This is a genomic window from Microbacterium luteum, from assembly GCF_015277875.1.
In the GTDB taxonomy this organism is placed as follows: Bacteria; Actinomycetota; Actinomycetes; order Actinomycetales; family Microbacteriaceae; genus Microbacterium; species Microbacterium luteum.
Window position 1 is genome coordinate 2329315 of the sequence record NZ_CP063814.1, and the last position, 16864, is coordinate 2346178.

Below are 16864 nucleotides of genomic sequence, written 5' to 3' on the forward strand. Positions count from 1 at the left end.
AGCATCGCCCTAACCTCGGGACATGCCCGCAGATCGCCGTGTCCCGTCCGCGCCGGGGATCGTCCCGCCGTATCTCCTCGCCCGCATCGCCGCCGTGCCCGAGACGCGATGGGAGCGGGCAGCCCACGCCGCACGCGTGACCCTCGAGGTGCACCGGGAGTACCGGCCGGCTCCCGCGGCTGACCCGCACATCCGCTCAGCTGTCTCGTCGACTCCGGCGGCCGCACGCGAGATCGCCGACGCGCAGCACCGCGAGGAGCTCCCCGGCGTCGTGGTGCGACGGGAGGGCGAACCGCCGACGGCCGACGCCGTCGTCGACGAGGCCTACGACGGGCTGGGCGCCACGGCGTCGTTCTTCCGCGACGTCTACGGCCGAGCCGGCATCGATGCCGGGGGCGGCAGGCTCCTGGCGAGCGTGCACTACGGCCGTGCCTACGACAACGCGTTCTGGAACGGCGAGCGCATGGTCTTCGGTGACGGCGACGGCGAGGTGTTCCGAGGCTTCACGGGCTCCCTGTCCGTCATCGCCCACGAACTCGCGCACGGCGTCACCGAAGACGAGGGCGGGCTGGACTACGTCGGTCAGTCGGGTGCTCTCAACGAGTCCCTCTCCGACGTGTTCGGGGTGCTCACCGAGCAGCACGCCCGCGGCCAGACCGCGCGGGAGGCGAGCTGGCTCATCGGCGCCGAGATCTTCACCGAGCAGGTGCAGGGGATGGCGCTGCGCTCGCTCGCGCAGCCCGGCACCGCCTACGACGACGATGTGCTCGGTCGCGATCCCCAGCCCGCGCACATGCGCGACTTCGTCGTCACCGCCGACGACAACGGCGGCGTGCACATCAACTCCGGCATCCCCAACAAGGCGTTCCACCTCGTCGCGACCGCACTCGGCGGATGGGCGTGGGAGCGCGCGGGCCGCATCTGGTACGACACCCTCGTCTCCCGCGTCCTCCCCCGAACGTGCGATTTCGTCACCTTCGCACGCGCCACGATCGCCACCGCCGCCGCGGTGTACGGTGAGGTCTCGGAGGAAACCGATGCCGTGCGTTCGGCCTGGTCCGGCGTCGGTGTGATCGATGGCAGCACCGGATGAGCCCGAAACGGCAAGCGATGCGACCGCGCCGCATCTCGTCGCCGTCGTGGTGCGACGAACCGGCGGAATCGCGGGCGTTCCGCGCCAGTGGGCCGCGCATCCCGCACCCGACGACGGACGCCTGACCGATCTCGTCGCCCGGTGTCCGTGGCACGAGGTTCCCCCCGAGGAGCCGTCGGGTGCCGATCGCTTCGCCTGGCAGGTCACCGTTCGGTGGGATACCGACGACGAGCGGCATGCCGCGCTGCCCGACCGAGCGGTCCTCGGACCGTGGCGCGACCTCATCGAGGCCGTGAGGAACGCCGGCGGCAGCGCGTGAGCGCGGTCAGCGTGAGAACAGGCCGCGCTTGGCCTTCTTGCGGGGCTTGAGCGATTTCTGCAGGTAGACCGTGCCGAGCCAGCGGCCGAACTTGAAACCGACGCGCCCCATGCGCCCCACCTCTTCGAAGCCGAGCTTCTCGTGCAGCGCGATCGAGGCCTCCGCCCCCTTGTCGCTGATGACGGCGACGATCTCTCGGATGCCCTGCTCCTCGCACGCGGCGATCAGGGCTTCCAGCAGCGCGCGTCCGAGACCCTTCCCGGCTGCGGCCTGGCCGAGGTAGATGGAGTTCTCGACGGTGTAGCGGAAGGAGGACTTGCCCGACCAGGGCGCGACCAGCGCGTATCCGAGCACCTGCCCCGACGGCGACTCGGCCACGAGGAACGGAAGACCGAGTTTGGTCAGGTGGTCGTACTTCTCCCGCCACTGGCCGAGCGTCCACCGCTTCTCGTCGAAGGTGACCACGGAGTTCGTGACGTAGTAGTTGTAGATCTCGCGGATGTCGGGGATGTCGGCCTCGCGCGCGGGCCGGATCTCGAAGCTGAAGGGACGCTCGCGGTCGGCGCGGCGCCGCAGGTGGCGCGGCAGCGAACGACGGCTCTTGTCGTATTCCTCCTCCAGCATGCGGCCAGCCTACGCGCGTTCGGCCAGGCGCCAGTCGATTGGATCGGCACCGACCTCCCGCAGGAGCTCGTTCGTGCGGGAGAACGGTCGCGATCCGAAGAATCCCCGGCTGGCCGACAGCGGAGAGGGATGCGCAGAGGCCACCACGGGTGTGTCGCCGAGCAGCGGCCGCACGGTGGCCGCATCGCGCCCCCACAGGATCGCCACCAGCGGCGCATGCCGGTCGACGAGGGCGCGGATGGCATGCTCGGTGACCTTCTCCCATCCCCAGCCGCGGTGGGAACCCGGCGCCCCGGGCGCGACGGTCAGCACGCGATTCAGCAGTATCACGCCCTGGTCGCTCCACGCCGTGAGATCACCGTGCTCGCTGGGCGGGATGCCGAGGTCGTCGTGCCGCTCGCGGTAGATGTTGGCGAGGCTTCGCGGCAGCGGGCGCACGTGCGCGTCCACGGCGAACGACAGTCCGATCGGGTGACCCGGCGTCGGGTACGGGTCCTGCCCGACGATCAGCACCTTCACGTCCTGGAGCGGCCGGGAGAACGCGCGGAGCACGTGATCCCCGGCCGGCAGGTACGAGCGCCCCGCCGCGGTCTCGGCGCGCAGCCGGTCGCCGAGTCGGGCGATGTCGGCGGCGACGGGAGCCAGGGCCTGCGCCCAACCCTCGTCGATCAGGCCGTCGGCGGCGAGTTCGTCGAGCGTCCGTGGCACGTCAAGCCGCGTCTTCCTCGATCACCGAACCCTGGGCCGACCACGGGAAGTCGATCCACAGCGCGGTGTCCTTCCACGCATAGTCGGGCTGGATGACGGTGGAGGGCTTGGTGTAGATCGTCACCGACCGCACGTCGGCACCCTGCGTCGCGAGCAGGTCGACCGCGAGCGCGAGCGTGCGGCCGCTGTCGGCGACGTCGTCGACCAGCAGCACGCGGCGTTCCGCGAGATAGGCCATGTCCAGTTCCGGAGGCAGCACCTCGGGTGCATCCAGAACGGTGCCGATGCCGGTGTAGAACTCGACGTTGATCGCCCCGCAGTTCTTCACCCCGAGCCCATAGGCGATCGCCCCGGCGGGCAGCAGCCCGCCGCGTGCGATGGCGACGACGACCTCCGGCACGAAGCCGTCCGCGACGATGCGACGACTGAGGTCCCGGCACGCCTCTCCGAATCCGTCCCACGACAACGTCTCGCGCTCGATCTCCAACGGTTCTCCCTTCCTGGAGTCTCCAGCCTATGGCCCGCCGTCGCGCGGCTGGAGCGAGGTGTAGTCTCGCCCCGTGCCCGACCCGACTCCCGTGCTCCGCCGATCAGCGCTCGGCATCACGGCCGGCCTCATCGGCTGGTTGATCCTCGTCGAGATCACCAGCGGCATCCTGCAGGGGTACTACGTGCCCCTCTTCAGCGACATCGTCCTGCACCTGGGCATCACCGACGCCGACGTCAACTGGTTCGAGGCGGCCCAGCTGCTGCTGTCGTCGATCGTCGTGCCCGTGCTCGCCAAGCTCGGCGACATGTACGGGCACAAGAAGGTGCTCCTGATCGCGACCGTGCTCACCGCGGGCGCGACGTGGTGGGTCGCCTTCGCCGACAACTTCTGGGTCTTCCTGATCGCCTGGGCCCTCCAGGGCTTCTATGTGGTCTGGCTGCCCCTGGAAGTGGCCCTGATCTTCGAACGCGGCCGCCGCGCGCGACACGGCGTCTCCGCGACCCGCCGCGCCGCCGGCCTGCTCGTCGTGGGCCTGCAGGCCGGCGCGATCCTCGGTGCCCTGGCCGCCGGGCGCATCTTCGCCGCCACCGCCGAGAACCTCACCGTCACCCTCATGATCCCGGCCGTGGCGGTCACCGCATGCTTCTTCGTGATCCTGTTCGGCGTACCCGAGTCCGAGCCGCTTCCCGGACGCCGACTCGACACGCTCGGCTTCGTCATCCTCACCATCGGACTGCTGCTCGTCACCGGTTCGCTCACGTTCCTCCGCCTCAGCGGCCCGTCCTTCGTCTGGACCTGGGTGCTGCTGGCCGCGGGCGTCGCCGCACTCGTGCTCTTCGTGCGCTTCGAACTGCGCCAGAGCGATCCCGCCATCGACATCCGCGTCTTCCGCCGCCCGGAGATGTGGCCCGTGCAGGTCACGGCCTTCCTGATCGGCATCAGTCTGCTCGGCGCCCAGGGTCCGCTCTCAACGTACGCCGGCACGGACAGCGCGCTCGGGTACGGACTCGGACTCGACGCCACCGCGCGCTCGAACCTCATCGGGGTGTATCTCGTCTCGCTGATCGTCGGCGCAGTGCTCTTCGCTGTCACCTCCCGGCGTGCGAGCCCCCGGATCGTCCTCATCGGCGCATCCGCGCTCGTGGGCGTCGGGTACCTGCTGTTCATCCCGCTCCACGTCGAGCTGTGGCAGGTGCTGATGAACATGGTGATCGCCGGCATCGGATCGGGCGCCCTCGTCGCCGCGATGCCCGCCGCAGCCGCCGCGGCAGCTCCCCGAGGTCAGACCGGCGTCGCATCCGCCCTGACCAACACCACCAAGACCATCGGCGGCACCTTCGCCTCGGCCGTCTTCGGCGTCGTGCTCGCCGCGGGGGTCGGGGCGGCTGCGAGCTCCACCGCGGCCTCGCTCGGCGGTTACATGACGGTGTGGGGGATCTGCGCCGGTGGCGGCCTCCTGGCCGCGGTGCTGCTGTTCTTCGTGCCCAAGGTCGCCTTCGCCGACGAAGTGCCCGAGTCCGCCGACGCGGTCGCGGGCGAGTCGCAGATCATCTGATCAGGCGTCGGCGGGCGGACGCACCCGGAGCGGGCCGCGCGCCAGCAGGTGCTGCGCGGACTGCGCCACCGGTCGCATGGTGATCAGGTCCAGGTTCACGTTCCCGGGCGTGCCGAGCGCGTAGGCGATGACGTCGGCGACGTCATCGGCCACCAGCGGGGCTTCGACACCCTCGTAGACGCGGTCGGTCGCCAGCTGGTCGCCGCCGAGCCGGTTCAGCGTGAACTCCTCGGTGTAGACCATGCCGGGTGCGACCTCCACGACGCGGATCGGCTCTCCGTTCAGCTCCAGCCGGAGGGCGTGCACGAGCATCGACTCTCCTGCCTTCGCGGCGTTGTACCCGCCACCGCCCGCATACGCGGTCTGCGCGGCGGTCGACGTGACGAACAGGGTGTCCGCGTGACCGGAGGTGTCGGCAGCCTCCCGCAGGAGGGGAAGCAGCCGCGCGATCAGACGCTGCGCCGACATGACGTTCGCCTCGAACATCCATCGCCAGTCGTCGGGTGAGCCGTCTTCGACGCGGTCGGTGCCGCGCGCGCCACCCGCCACGTGCACGAGGGCGTGCACGTGCCCGGAGGTGGCCAGGAACGACGCGAGCGCCGCGACGTCGGTCTCGCGGGTGAGGTCGGCCGCGAACGCCGTGGCGCCGATCTCCGCCTCGAGCGCCTCCAGCCGCTCGGCGCGGCGGGCCACGGCGACGACGTCCCAGCCCGCCGAGCGCAGCGCCCGGGCTGTCGCCTCCCCGATCCCCGAGCTGGCACCGGTCACCACTGCACGCCTGGTCATGTCCCCACCGTATCGCCGCCGGGAGGGCGCCCGCGGCCAGCCGGAAGGTTACGTCACATTTCCCGACCGTTGTCACGGGGCACGGCTGTCCGTAGTCTCGCAATCGGCCCGCGACGCCCGCGGCGAGCCCCTCACGACCACAGGAGCGAGTGATGTCCGCACCCGAGAATTGGCGCTTCGAGACCAAGCAGGTCCACTCCGGAGCACAGCCCGACCCCACGACGAAGGCGCGCGCGACCCCGATCTACCAGACCACGTCGTACGTGTTCGATAACACCGATCACGCGGCGAACCTCTTCTCGCTGGCCGAGTTCGGCAACATCTACACGCGCATCATGAACCCGACGCAGGACGTCGTCGAGCAGCGCATCGCCGCTCTCGAGGGCGGCACCGGCGGGCTTCTGCTCGCCTCGGGTCAGGCCGCGTCGACCTTCGCCGTGCTCAACATCGCCCAGGCCGGGGATCACTTCGTCGCCTCCAGCTCGATCTACGGCGGCACCTACAACCTCTTCAAGTACAGCCTCGCCAAGCTCGGCATCGAGGTCACCTTCGTCGAGAACCAGGACGACATCGAGGAGTGGCGCCGCGCGGTGCGCCCGAACACGAAGCTCTTCTTCGCCGAGACCATCGGCAACCCCCAGATCAACGTGCTGGACATCCGCGGCGTCGCCGACGCCGCCCACGAGGCCGGGGTGCCGCTGATCGTCGACAACACGATCGCGACGCCCTATCTCATCCGTCCGCTCGAGCACGGCGCCGACATCGTCGTGCACTCGGCCACGAAGTTCCTCGGCGGCCACGGCACCGTCATCGGCGGCACGATCGTCGACGGGGGCAGCTTCTCCTGGACCGACCACGCCGAGAAGTTCCCGGGGCTGACAACGCCCGACCCGTCCTACCACGGCGCGGTCTTCACGCAGGCGGTGGGCGACGGCCTCGCCTACATCATCAAGGCGCGGGTGCAGCTGCTGCGCGACCTCGGAGCGTCGATCTCGCCGCAGAGCGCGTGGCAGCTCATCCAGGGGATCGAGACCCTGTCGCTGCGCATCGAGCGTCACGTGCAGAACGCCCAGGAGATCGCGGAGTGGCTGGATGCCCACGACGACGTCGCCTCGGTGAACTACTCGGGTCTGCCGAGCTCGCCGTGGTACGCCGCCGCGAACCGCTACGCCCCGAAGGGCGTCGGCGCGGTGCTGTCCTTCGAGCTCAAGGGCGGCGTCGATGCGGGACGCGAGTTCGTCAACTCGCTGGAGCTGTTCAGCCACCTCGCCAACATCGGCGACGTGCGCTCGCTCGTCATCCACCCGGCCTCGACCACGCACTCCCAGCTCTCCCCGGAGCAGCAGCTCACCGCGGGTGTCACCCCGGGTCTGGTGCGGCTCTCGGTCGGGATCGAGAACGTCGCGGACCTCAAGGCCGACCTCGACCAGGCTCTCGCGGCCGCCCGCCGCGTCTCCGAGGCCGCCCGCGCCTGATCTCTCGTTCCGTGCGCCCGTCTTCACCGGACGGGCGCACGGTCGTTTGCACCCTTCGAGAGGAGTTCCTCGTCCAGGAGGACGGCACTATCGGGCGGATTCAGCCGGTCAGTGCAACACCGTTGCTTGTTGGGTTCGAGAGTAGCTTCTGGAGGGCTTCGGCGGGTGTGGCCCAGTTCAGGGTCTTTCGGGGTCTGGCGTTGAGTTGCGCGGCGACGTAGTCGAGGTAGTCGGCGGTGTAGCCAGCGAGGTCGGTGCCCTTGGGGAAGTACTGTCTGAGGAGGCCGTTGGTGTTCTCGTTGCTGCCGCGTTGCCAGGGTGAGTGGGGGTCGCAGAAGAACACCCCGTCGCGCAAGTCCAGGCTGGCTGTTACGCGTTCATGGGCGGCCATTTCGCTTCCTTGGTCCCAGGTGATCGAGCGGCGCAGATGCTCGGGGAGCAGTGTCATCTGGGTGATCATCTGGTCGGCGACTGTCTCAGCGTCACGACGGTGGGGCAGGTGCAGCAGGATTACGAACCGGGTGGCGCGTTCGACCAGGGTGCCGATCTGGGATAGACCGTCCTTCCCGATGATCAGGTCGCCTTCCCAGTGGCCGGGAACGGCACGGTCATCGACTTCTGCTGGCCGGTCGCTGATCATCACCATCCCGGGGATCTTTTTCCCCGAAGCTGCAGCAGCCTGCCGTTGCGTGCGGGCGCGGGGCTTGCGGGTCGTGCGTCCGGAACGCAGGTGGCGGGTCAGTTCGTTGCGGAGCTCGCCCCGGCCCTGCACGAACAGAGACCGGTAGATCGCCTCATGCGAAATGCGCATGCCTTCATCATCGGGGAAGTCCACCCTCAGCCGGTGACTGACCTGCTCCGGTGAACACCCCAGCCTCAGGCGCCGCTCCACCTCGACCCGCAACCGGTCATCCAGCGCGAGTTTGGAGGGCTTCGGGCGCACCATCCGCTTGTCCGCTCGGAACTGCGCGGTCGACGGTGAATACGACGGCGCCCGCAACGCGGGACGTGTGGTCCAGCGAGGTCGATAGCGGGGCGTCTTGCCCCGGTTCCGGTTCAGCTCCCGCATCACCGTCGATGGGGCACGGCCGATCACGCGAGCGATCTCCCGTATCGACTCCCCACGCGCTACCCCTACCGCAATCCGCTCACGATCAAGGATCGAGAGGAATCGACCCGATGGTTCAGAAAGAGACAGCGGCGCCATCCCGCCAGCATCCCGGAACCACCTCTCCGCACCCTGCCGCGACGCACCCGCAGCAACCGCCGCATCCTTCGTCGACAACCCCGCCGCGATCCCACACCAGAACCGCCGCCTCACCACCCGCAACACCACCACCCGACAACCCCTCTCACTCGAGGTGTTGCACTGACCCCCTGAACTCACCTCGGTGGCCGTCCTCCTGGGGCGGAATCTCCTCTGCTGCGGCTCAGGCGCGCGGGCGAGGGCGGAGCGAGCCGAGGCCGCCGTCGACGCCGAGCACCTGCCCGGTGATCCACGAGTTCGCCGGATCGAGGAGGAACGCGACGGCGCGGGCGACATCGGCCGGCTCCCCGAGACGGCCGAGCGCGTGCATCGCCTCGGAGACCTTGCGCGACCCCTCGTTGGCGGTGAGGGATGCCGTCAGCGGCGTCTGGGTCAGTCCCGGCGCGACCGCGTTCACCCGCAGGCCCGACGACGCGTAGGTCGCCGCAGCCGACAGCGTCAGTCCCATCACCCCGGCCTTCGCCGCGGCGATGGCCTCGTGGTGGGACAGGCCCGCCATCGCGGCGGCCGATGAGACCAGCAGGACCGACCCGCCGTTCCGCAAGTGGCGCCCGGCGGCGCGCACCGTCGCGAAGGCCGTCGTCAGCGACGCCGCGACCACCCCGTCGTACTGCTCGCGCGACGTGAGGTGCGCGGGCTTCAGCAGCATCGACCCGGCGAAGCACGCGACGCCATCGAGGGGACCAGCCTGCTCGACCGCCCGGTCGACGGCGTCGAAGTCCGTCGCGTCGAGGGCGATGTCCGCGCCGGGCGAGCGCGCCGTGGTGACGACCTCGTGACCGGCCTCGGTCAGGACGTCGACGGTCGCGGCGCCGATGGCGCTGGATGCGGCGATGAGGAGGAATCTGGCCATGACCTCATCCTCACCGCACCGGGCACCCCCGGGGGTCGATTGCGCGATCTCACGCGAATGAGGCCGCGAGGCGCGCGAATCCCTCGTCGAGCGAGACCGCGGGAGACCAGTCCAGCGCGGCGCGCGTCTCACGCAGGTCGAACCAGTGCGCGGTGGAGAGCTGCTCGGCCAGGAAACGGGTCATGGGCGGTTCGTCGGCACCGGGTCGCACCGCCCAGACGCGCTCCACCACGCTCCCCGCTCCGCGGGCGAGCCACCCCGGCACGCTCCACGACGGCGGGGCGACCCCCGCCGCACGGCACATCCCCGCGATGAGCTCGCCGACCGGCCGCGGCTCGCCGTTGGTCACGACGAAGGCACGTCCGTGAGCGACATCGGCACGATCGGCACCGGCGATGATCGAGGTGACGGCGTTGTCGATGTAGGTCGAGTCGATCAGCGCCGTCCCGCCGTCGATGAGCGGCAGCCGTCCCGCCCGGGCGCGGGCGACGATCCGAGCGACCAGCTGAGGGTCGCCCGGCCCCCACACGAGGTGAGGTCGGATGGCGACCACACGCAGACGGTCGTCGTCGGCTGCCAGTGCGAGGAGTTCCCCCCGCGCCTTCGTGCGGGCATAGTCGCCGCGAGCGTGGTCGGGTGAGGCCGGCTCGGTGCCGACTCCGGTGAGCGCGGCGCCCGCGTGCGCCACCGACGGCGAGGACACCTGCACGAACCGGTTCACGCCGGAACTCTTCGCCGCGGCGAGCAGCGCGCGCGTGCCGTCGACGTTCACGCGGGCGAAGTCGCGGGTCTGCCCCGCCAGCGACACCTTCGCCGCCAGGTGCACCACCGTGTCCACGCCCTCGAGGGCACGCGAGACGAGCGCGGGATCCTCGATCGACCCGAGGTGATCCTGGGCTCCGGGAACACGCGAGGGGCGCCGCTGCAGCGTCCGCACCTCGTCACCGCGCGCGACCAGAGCCGTCGCGACGGCGCCGCCGAGGTATCCGGATGCTCCCGTGACGAGCACGCTCACGGCGCCACCGGCTTCCGCCCGGCGCACACCGCATCCGCCCACACCGACAGCCGAGAGCGATCGATCTTGGAGTTGTGCCGGATGTCGGTGGGCAGCTCCGGAACGACGAGCACCGCCGCGAGCGGCAGATCGACGCCCGCGCGGACGCGTGCCGTCAGCTCCGGATCGGCGAGCCCGGCGCGCGTCGCCGGGTCGGTCGTCTCCACGACGGCGACCGGGCGCTGCAGACCCGAGGGACCGACCCCCACGACCGCCGCGCGGCGCACACCGGCGACCCGTTCGACCTGCTGTTCACCGCCGACCGGGGCGAGCGGCCCGTGCTCTGTGGTCAGCACGTGCGGGAGCCGTCCCTCGACCCACAGCCTCCCCCGCTCATCGAGGTGCCCGACATCGCCGGTCCGGTGCCACCGCAGGCCCTGCTCGTCGTCGTCGGCGGTGTCGCGCACCGCGTCGGCGTCGGTCAGCGCGAGACGGTCGTAGCGGGACTTCAGGTGCGGCGCGGCGACGATGATCTCGCCGAGCAGACCCGGGGTGTGCCCGGGCGCACCACTCGCGCGACCGGCGGCGTCGAGCGCGCTCACGCGCACGCGCACACCGTCGATCGGCGTTCCGACACACACCCCGTCGTCCGGGGCCTCGGCGGCTTCTCGGATGCCGGCGAGCGTGATGTCGGTGACCAGCAGGCACTCGGTCATGCCGTATGGGGTGTGCGGCTGCGCGTTCGGGAAGACCCGCTGGGCCGCCCAGAGCAGCTCGGCGCCGATCGGTGCGCCGGTGGACAGGAAGGTCTCGACTCCGGCGAGCGCCGCCCGGTCGTCGGCGGTGAGGTCACCGGCGGTGGCGACGACATTGAGGATCGCCGCGGGCGACAGGAAGACGATGCTCGCGTGCGCGGCTTCGACGGCGGCGGCCACGGCTCGTGCGGTGAGGGTTCGCGGGGCGGAGACATCCATATCGGGTGTCACCGAACGGGTTCCGAGGGCGGGCCCCAGCAGGGCGAACGGCGCGAAGCCGGTGACCAGGCCCGCCTGATCGGTCACGTCGAAGTGCGCACCGAGCACGTCTCGCAGGGCGGCGAGCTGACCGTGGGTGTAGACGACCCCCTTGGCCGGACCGGTCGATCCCGACGTGAACAGCACCGCTGCCACGTCGTCGGGGCCGGGTTCCGGCAGAGCATCGCCGTCGGAGCCGAGCTCGGCCACCTCCGCGAGGCTCCGGGCGACGCCGAGCGCCCTCGCGGTCAGGGACGGCAGACGATCCACGGAGATCTTCGTACCCGGCCACCCGAGGGTGCGGGCCGCGGCGAGCGCGACCGTCTCGCCGATCAGCACGTCGGGGCTCGCCCCGCGCACGGCCCGGGTGAGGCCGGCGACGCCCAGGCCCGCGTCGGCCACGACGACGACCGCTCCGATGCGCAGGCAGGCGTAGACGACGGCGGTGAGCGTGGGCCCGGGACGCACGAGCAAAGAGACGCGGTCGCCCGGGCGCACCCCCAGGCGGTGCAGCCCCGTCGCCAGGACGGTGACCCGGTCGTGCAGCCGGCGCCAGCTCACCGTCTGCGGCGGCGTGCAGGTCATGTCGATCGCCGCGACCGTGTCGTCGTCGGCGCGCTCGTCGAGGCGATGCCACATCGGCACGAAAGCCCCGGTGGCGCGGGGCGCCGGCTCGGAGGCCGTCGGCACGGGCGGCGACGCGTCGACACGCCGGTCGAGCCAGTCGAGCACCGCCGTCGCGTACGGCCGGTCCTCGGCCACGAGGTGTCCGGCGCCTTCGAAGCGGTGCACGTCGGCGTTGGGCATCCGGTCGATGAGATCGTCGAGATAGCGCTGCTGGAACACCGGGTCGCGCGGTCCCCAGAGCAGCAGCGCGGGAACCCCCAGCTCGCGTACACCCGCGGCGATGCGGGTGAGCTCGGTGTGACTGGGATGCGTCGGGCCCACCGGGATGTCGGCGACGAAGGCGCCGACGCCGCGGCGGCGCTCGGCGGTGAGATAGGGGGCTCGGTACCCCGCTCGCACGTCGATCGGAAGACGGGACTCGGCCAGCGCGAGGGTCGTGTCGAGGAAGGCGGTCGTCTGCACGGTCGAAACGGCGAGCACGCCCCGCGCTCCCGCCACCCGCAGCGCTGCGGGGATCGGGCGGCCGTCGGGATGATGGACGGCGGTGTTGAGCGTGACCACCCCGGCGAGCTGGTCGGGATGATCGACCGCCCACCCGAGCGAGATCACGCCGCCCCAGTCGTGCCCCAAGGTCACCACCGGTCCGTCGAGGCCGATCGCGTCGGTGAAGGCGCCGAGGTCGGCCACACGCTGCTCGAGCGTGCGGGTGAGGTCGGTGCGGTCGGAGAATCCCATCTCGAGCTGGTCGACGGCGACCACGCGCCACGTCGGTTCGCCGCGCTCGGCCCGCCGCACCGACTCGTCGGCGATGCGCCGCCAGTGGAACGACCACGTCGGGTTGCCGTGCACCGCGAGGATGGTGCCGACGGGCACGGCGCCGAGATCGGTCAGCCTGTCTGCGGTGTCCAGATGGTGCCACGTGCGCGTGCGGCCCGCGTCGGCGAGGACGCCGGGAACCTCGAGGGTGCGCCGGAAGCGGTCGTCGAGCCCGCGGACGGGGGGAAGGGTGGTCTCGGCGGGCGAGATCACCAGGCGAGTTCCATCATCGCCGTGTTCAGGCCCGACCCGACGCCCATCAGGAGCACCCGGTCGCCGCGCGAGAGGTTGCGCTTCTCCTGATCGAGGGTGATGGGGATGGACGCGGGTCCGACGTTGCCGTATTCGGGGAAGGTCGTGGGCACCTTGGCGCGGTCGAGCCGCGCGGCCTTCACGATCGCGTTGGTGTGCACCGACGAGACCTGGTGGGTGATGTAGCGGTCCATGCCGGTCCAGTTCCAGTCCGACGCCGCATCCTTCCACGCCGACACCACGAGCTCGAGGCCCCCGCGCAGCAGGGCCTTCGCGTCGGTGAACATGCCGTCGACGCTGCCGACGCACAGCTCGTGGAACTGGGTCGCCGCACGGGTCACCCCGCCCAGGATGCGGTGGCCCTCGGGATGCTCGTCCGCCCGTCCGAGCACCGCCGCCGCCGCTCCGGAGCCGAGCGTGAGCGAGGCGAACTCGCTCATGAACGCGTCGCGCCCGATCCCCTCGCCCTTGAGGCGCTCGATGGTGTTGACCTGGATGTCGTCGGCATCCTCGCCGTTGACGATGATGGCGTAGCGGATCTGCCCGGACTCGATCATGCTCGCGGCGAGGTTCATCCCGCTCACGAAGCCGAGGCACGCATTGGCGACGTCGAAGTTCACCGCCGACGTCGGCAGCCCGAGGCCGTGGTGCAGGGTGACGGCGACGGAGGGCTCGAGATGCTTGCGGCTGACCGAGGTGTTAATGAGCAGACCGACCTCGGACGCGTCGACGCCGGCCTCGCGGAGTGCGCGCTCGCCCGCGACGATGGTGGCGGCGTCGGACGATTCCCCCGACGCCCAGTTGCGACGCTCGAGGACCCCGGCGACGCGCCGTAACAATCCGGGCCGCAGCTTCAGCCGCTGCAGCGCCGGACCCAGGCGCGCTTCGATGTCGTCGGAGCTCGTGACCCGCGTCGGCAGCACGCTCGCCACCGACAGCAGGGAGACGTTCGAGAACCGGGTCGTCGCGTTTCCAGCCAACGGCACCCTCCTCATCACGAGCACGCCGGCTCGATCGGTCGAAGGACAAGTTTAGCTCCGGAACATAACGTGCCCGGCATGTACGGCCTCCGGCCCGCGTCGCAGCCTCACGGTCGCGGCGTCGTCATACGCGCGATCCCGCGAGGCGGAGCGGATACCGTGAGAGGACACGGCCGACCGCTCGATGAAAGGACCGCCGCGATGGACTGGCAGACCTCCGAGGACACGGTGCCCTCGGCACCGGTGACGGAGGCCGACGCGCGCCTGCTCCTGGGTCGACCGCCCGCCACCGGAGCGTGGCAGGACGGCGATCCCGTCGGCGACCGCCGATTCGCGGCGTTCGGACCGTTCCGCACCGAGGGCGGCGACGAGCTGCCCGGGTACCGGCTGGCCTACGAGTCCTGGGGGGAGCTGTCCCCCACCCGCGACAATGCGGTGCTGCTGCTGCACTCGGTGACCGGCGACAGCCACGTTCGAGGGCCCGCCGGACCGGGGCACCCGACCGCCGGCTGGTGGGACGACATCGTGGGGCCCGGTGCCGCGATCGACACCGACCGCTGGTTCGTCATCGCCCCGAACATGCTCGGCGGCTGCCAGGGGTCGACCGGCCCCGCCAGCATCGCGCCCAACGGGGCGGAGTGGGCGGCACGCTTCCCGTACCTGACGGTCCGCGACCAGGTTCACGCGGTGACGCGGCTCGCCGACGCGCTCGGCATCGAGCGCTGGGCCGGCGTCGTGGGCGGCTCGATGGGAGGGATGCACGCACTCGAGTGGGCCGTGATGCATCCCGAGCGGGTGGAGCGCCTCGCCGTCATCGCTGCGCCCCCGGCCAACACCGCCGACCAGGTCGCCCTGAACTCCGTGCAGCTGGAGGCCATCCGCATGGACCCGCGCTTCGCGGGCGGCGACTACTACGACGCCGGCGACGGCAACGGACCGACGCGTGGGCTGTCACTCGCGCGACGCATGGCGCTTCTGAACTACCGCTCCCCCACGGAGCTCAACCAGCGGTTCCAGCGATCATGGCAGTCCGGAGTCAGCCCGCTCGGGCACGGAGGCCGGTTCGCGGTCGAGTCGTATCTCGACTTCCACGGCAACAAGTTCACGCGACGCTTCGACGCCAACACCTACATCACGCTCGTCGAGGCGATGAACTCCCACGACGTCGGCCGGGACCGCGGCGGCATCGACGCGGCGCTCGCGCGCGTGACGGCGACGACGCTGGTGCTCGGCATCGACAGCGACCGCCTCTTCCCCGTCGACGGTCAGCACCGTATCGCCGCGGGCATCGCGAACGCGCTCGACGGCGATCGTGCCGCGGTGATCACGAGCGACTTCGGCCACGACGCCTTCCTCATCGAGACGCCCGTCGTCTCCGCGCACCTGCGTCGCCTCCTGGACTGACATCTCCGGCCCATCGAGCGTGCGTCGCGCACGGCGGTGCCGCGGGCATCCGCTGGCGTGAGTCCTACTCCGCGTCGTCGATGGCGGACTCGAGGCGCTCGATCTTCGCGTCGAGCTCGCCGGAGTACCCGGGCCGGATGTCGGCCTTCAGCACGAGCGAGACCCGTGATCCGAAGGGCATGACGGCTTCGGTGGCGGCCTTCACGACGCCCATGACCTCGTCCCACTCCCCCTCGATCTCGGTGAACATCGAGGTGGTGCGGTGAGGCAGTCCGCTGTCGCGGACGATCCGGACCGCCGCGGCGACGGCGTCGTGCACCGAGCCGTCGACGTTTCCGGTGCCGCTCGGCGCGACGGAGAAGGCGATGAGCATGGGAGTCTCCAGACGGTCAGGTCGCCGCGACGGTCACGGCGACGGATGTGCGGACGCGGGCGGTGCGGGTGACCGCCCACGCGAGCAGAACGACGAGGAGCACATTGCGCAGTGTCAGCAGCGCCACGGACACGGGCTCGGCGACGAGGATGCCGCCGTAGACGAGCGGATACACGACCTGCGTGAGACCGGCCGCGGCGACGGCGAGCGCGGCGGGCCCCACCCCTCGGCGCCGATCGACCACGAGCCAGAGCACGAGCGGGGCGATCAGCCACGCGAGGAACTGCGGGGATCCGACCTTGTTGACGACGATCAGCGTGAGGACGAGGGCGAGCGACAACGGCGGGAAGAGCGCCGCGAACGACGCGCCGCGCCACATCTTGACCGCACCGAGGATCACGACGGCACCGGCGACGAGCACGAGGAGCGGCGTCATCGCCGCCGAGATCGCGTCGACTCCCGGGCCCTGCACCTGGAAGGTGAGGATGTCGCGGTCGTACACGATCGCCGCGTCGGCGGAGCCGGTGGCGACCTGCCACAGGAACCATCCGCTCACCGGCGCCTCGATCTGCAGGCCGCGCCCGGTCTGTCCGGCGACGAACCCGAAGGCGTGGGATGCGCCCCCGAGGACGGCGATCGCCCCCAGCACGACCGCGCTGGTCGCCGCCGCCGCGGCGAGCACGACCAGACGCCGCCGGAGCGCGACGACCGCTGCCGCCAGGAGCGCGGCCGGCCACACCTTGATCCACGTCGCGGTGGTCAGCAGGATCGCCGCGATCACCGGGCGCCGGACCAGCCACAGCAGCCCCGCGACGGCGATCGGCACGGTGACGCCGTCGAGGCGGTACATGCCCACCGGGCCGAGCGCGACGGCGAAGACGAGCCAGAACGCCGCTGCGGTCGTGCGGCCGCGCGAGCGCGCGGCACCCACCAGCATCGCGAAGGCGGCCGCGTCGAGCGCGGTGACCAGCACCGCCCACGCGACCTCGTATCCCGCTATCCACGTGAGGGCGTGCGCCGCGAGCATGGGCAGGAGGGCGAGCTGCGGATACACCCACGCCTCGTCGACGCCGACGATGGACTCCCCCGACAGCGCCTGGAGCGACCACGGCTCGTAGACGAGATAGACATCGCCCATCGGCTGGTTCGGCAACACGAAACCCGCCGTCGCGACGAGCACGTGGACGACCGCGAAGCCCGCCCACAGCATCCCCCGCCTCGACACCGCTCCATCC

Annotated in this window: 16 protein-coding genes; 5 read left to right on the top strand and 11 right to left on the bottom strand. The window is 71.0% G+C overall.

The window, feature by feature from the left end:
* The first annotated feature begins 22 nt into the window (after positions 1-22).
* On the top strand, positions 23-1093 hold the full coding sequence (locus IM777_RS11595; protein ID WP_194383461.1) for a M4 family metallopeptidase: 1071 nt from the start codon (positions 23-25) through the stop codon (positions 1091-1093).
* Positions 1077-1412 carry a protealysin inhibitor emfourin gene (locus tag IM777_RS11600; protein WP_194383462.1) on the top strand — a complete coding sequence of 112 codons (336 nt, stop codon included), beginning with the start codon at positions 1077-1079 and terminating at the stop codon, positions 1410-1412. Before IM777_RS11595 ends, IM777_RS11600 begins: the two co-directional genes overlap by 17 nt.
* A gap of 6 nt (positions 1413-1418) precedes the next feature.
* On the opposite strand, the gene IM777_RS11605 is transcribed toward IM777_RS11600, so the two are convergent.
* Genes IM777_RS11605 through IM777_RS11615 form a run of 3 tightly spaced genes read right to left on the bottom strand, consistent with a single transcriptional unit; the run spans position 1419 to position 3231 of the window.
* On the bottom strand, positions 1419-2036 hold the full coding sequence (locus IM777_RS11605) for a GNAT family N-acetyltransferase (protein WP_071045344.1): 618 nt from the start codon (positions 2034-2036) through the stop codon (positions 1419-1421).
* A 9-nt stretch (positions 2037-2045) separates the two neighbouring features.
* Positions 2046-2744, bottom strand: a complete 699-nt coding sequence (locus tag IM777_RS11610) for a uracil-DNA glycosylase (protein WP_194383463.1) — start codon at positions 2742-2744, stop codon at positions 2046-2048.
* Between the two features lies 1 nt (position 2745).
* Positions 2746-3231, bottom strand: a complete 486-nt coding sequence (locus IM777_RS11615; protein ID WP_071045346.1) for a phosphoribosyltransferase — start codon at positions 3229-3231, stop codon at positions 2746-2748.
* A gap of 73 nt (positions 3232-3304) precedes the next feature.
* On the opposite strand from IM777_RS11615, the gene IM777_RS11620 reads away from it, so the two are divergent.
* Complete coding sequence (locus IM777_RS11620) at positions 3305-4789, top strand: MFS transporter (protein ID WP_194383464.1); 1485 nt, start codon at positions 3305-3307, stop codon at positions 4787-4789.
* Here the strand turns inward: IM777_RS11620 and IM777_RS11625 are convergent, their stop codons facing one another.
* Positions 4790-5575 carry an SDR family oxidoreductase gene (locus IM777_RS11625; RefSeq protein WP_194383465.1) on the bottom strand — a complete coding sequence of 262 codons (786 nt, stop codon included), beginning with the start codon at positions 5573-5575 and terminating at the stop codon, positions 4790-4792. It abuts the gene before it with no gap.
* A 152-nt stretch (positions 5576-5727) separates the two neighbouring features.
* On the opposite strand from IM777_RS11625, the gene IM777_RS11630 reads away from it, so the two are divergent.
* On the top strand, positions 5728-7050 hold the full coding sequence (locus IM777_RS11630) for a bifunctional o-acetylhomoserine/o-acetylserine sulfhydrylase (protein WP_071045349.1): 1323 nt from the start codon (positions 5728-5730) through the stop codon (positions 7048-7050).
* Between the two features lie 100 nt (positions 7051-7150).
* Here the strand turns inward: IM777_RS11630 and IM777_RS11635 are convergent, their stop codons facing one another.
* The 5 genes from IM777_RS11635 to IM777_RS11655 all read right to left on the bottom strand — a co-directional run bounded on the left by IM777_RS11635 (position 7151) and on the right by IM777_RS11655 (position 13867).
* A complete protein-coding gene (locus tag IM777_RS11635; RefSeq protein ID WP_473743248.1) occupies positions 7151-8389 on the bottom strand; it encodes an IS30 family transposase in 1239 nt (412 codons plus the stop codon).
* Positions 8390-8480: 91 nt separating this feature from the next.
* Complete coding sequence (locus tag IM777_RS11640) at positions 8481-9170, bottom strand: SDR family NAD(P)-dependent oxidoreductase (protein ID WP_194383467.1); 690 nt, start codon at positions 9168-9170, stop codon at positions 8481-8483.
* Between the two features lie 49 nt (positions 9171-9219).
* Positions 9220-10185: an NAD-dependent epimerase/dehydratase family protein gene (locus tag IM777_RS11645; RefSeq protein WP_194385537.1), complete on the bottom strand. Its 966-nt coding sequence runs from the start codon at positions 10183-10185 to the stop codon at positions 9220-9222.
* Positions 10182-12836, bottom strand: coding sequence for an alpha/beta fold hydrolase (locus IM777_RS11650; protein WP_194385539.1), 2655 nt, complete (start codon positions 12834-12836; stop codon positions 10182-10184). The genes IM777_RS11645 and IM777_RS11650 overlap by 4 nt, the downstream gene beginning before the upstream one ends.
* On the bottom strand, positions 12830-13867 hold the full coding sequence (locus tag IM777_RS11655) for a 3-oxoacyl-ACP synthase III (RefSeq protein WP_194385538.1): 1038 nt from the start codon (positions 13865-13867) through the stop codon (positions 12830-12832). The genes IM777_RS11650 and IM777_RS11655 overlap by 7 nt, the downstream gene beginning before the upstream one ends.
* Positions 13868-14053: 186 nt before the next feature.
* Here IM777_RS11655 and metX point away from each other — a divergent pair, with 186 nt between their 5' ends.
* A complete protein-coding gene (metX, locus tag IM777_RS11660; RefSeq protein WP_194383468.1) occupies positions 14054-15256 on the top strand; it encodes a homoserine O-acetyltransferase MetX in 1203 nt (400 codons plus the stop codon).
* Positions 15257-15320: 64 nt separating this feature from the next.
* On the opposite strand, the gene IM777_RS11665 is transcribed toward metX, so the two are convergent.
* The gene (locus IM777_RS11665; RefSeq protein ID WP_194383469.1) at positions 15321-15629 is read right to left on the bottom strand and encodes a thiamine-binding protein; all 309 of its coding nucleotides are present in this window, start codon (positions 15627-15629) and stop codon (positions 15321-15323) included.
* A 16-nt stretch (positions 15630-15645) separates the two neighbouring features.
* Complete coding sequence (locus IM777_RS11670) at positions 15646-16854, bottom strand: glycosyltransferase 87 family protein (RefSeq protein WP_194383470.1); 1209 nt, start codon at positions 16852-16854, stop codon at positions 15646-15648.
* Positions 16855-16864: the final 10 nt, after the last annotated feature.

Bases quoted from the DNA above. Each gene is read 5' to 3' on its own strand.
- metX (WP_194383468.1), top strand. From the start codon at position 14,054: ATGGACTGGCAGACCTCCGAGGACACGGTGCCCTCGGCACCGGTGACG.
- IM777_RS11595 (WP_194383461.1), top strand. From the start codon at position 23: ATGCCCGCAGATCGCCGTGTCCCGTCCGCGCCGGGGATCGTCCCGCCG.
- IM777_RS11655 (WP_194385538.1), bottom strand. From the start codon at position 13,867: ATGAGGAGGGTGCCGTTGGCTGGAAACGCGACGACCCGGTTCTCGAAC.
- IM777_RS11605 (WP_071045344.1), bottom strand. From the start codon at position 2,036: ATGCTGGAGGAGGAATACGACAAGAGCCGTCGTTCGCTGCCGCGCCAC.
- IM777_RS11625 (WP_194383465.1), bottom strand. From the start codon at position 5,575: ATGACCAGGCGTGCAGTGGTGACCGGTGCCAGCTCGGGGATCGGGGAG.
- IM777_RS11665 (WP_194383469.1), bottom strand. From the start codon at position 15,629: ATGCTCATCGCCTTCTCCGTCGCGCCGAGCGGCACCGGAAACGTCGAC.
- IM777_RS11600 (WP_194383462.1), top strand. From the start codon at position 1,077: ATGGCAGCACCGGATGAGCCCGAAACGGCAAGCGATGCGACCGCGCCG.
- IM777_RS11640 (WP_194383467.1), bottom strand. From the start codon at position 9,170: ATGGCCAGATTCCTCCTCATCGCCGCATCCAGCGCCATCGGCGCCGCG.
- IM777_RS11630 (WP_071045349.1), top strand. From the start codon at position 5,728: ATGTCCGCACCCGAGAATTGGCGCTTCGAGACCAAGCAGGTCCACTCC.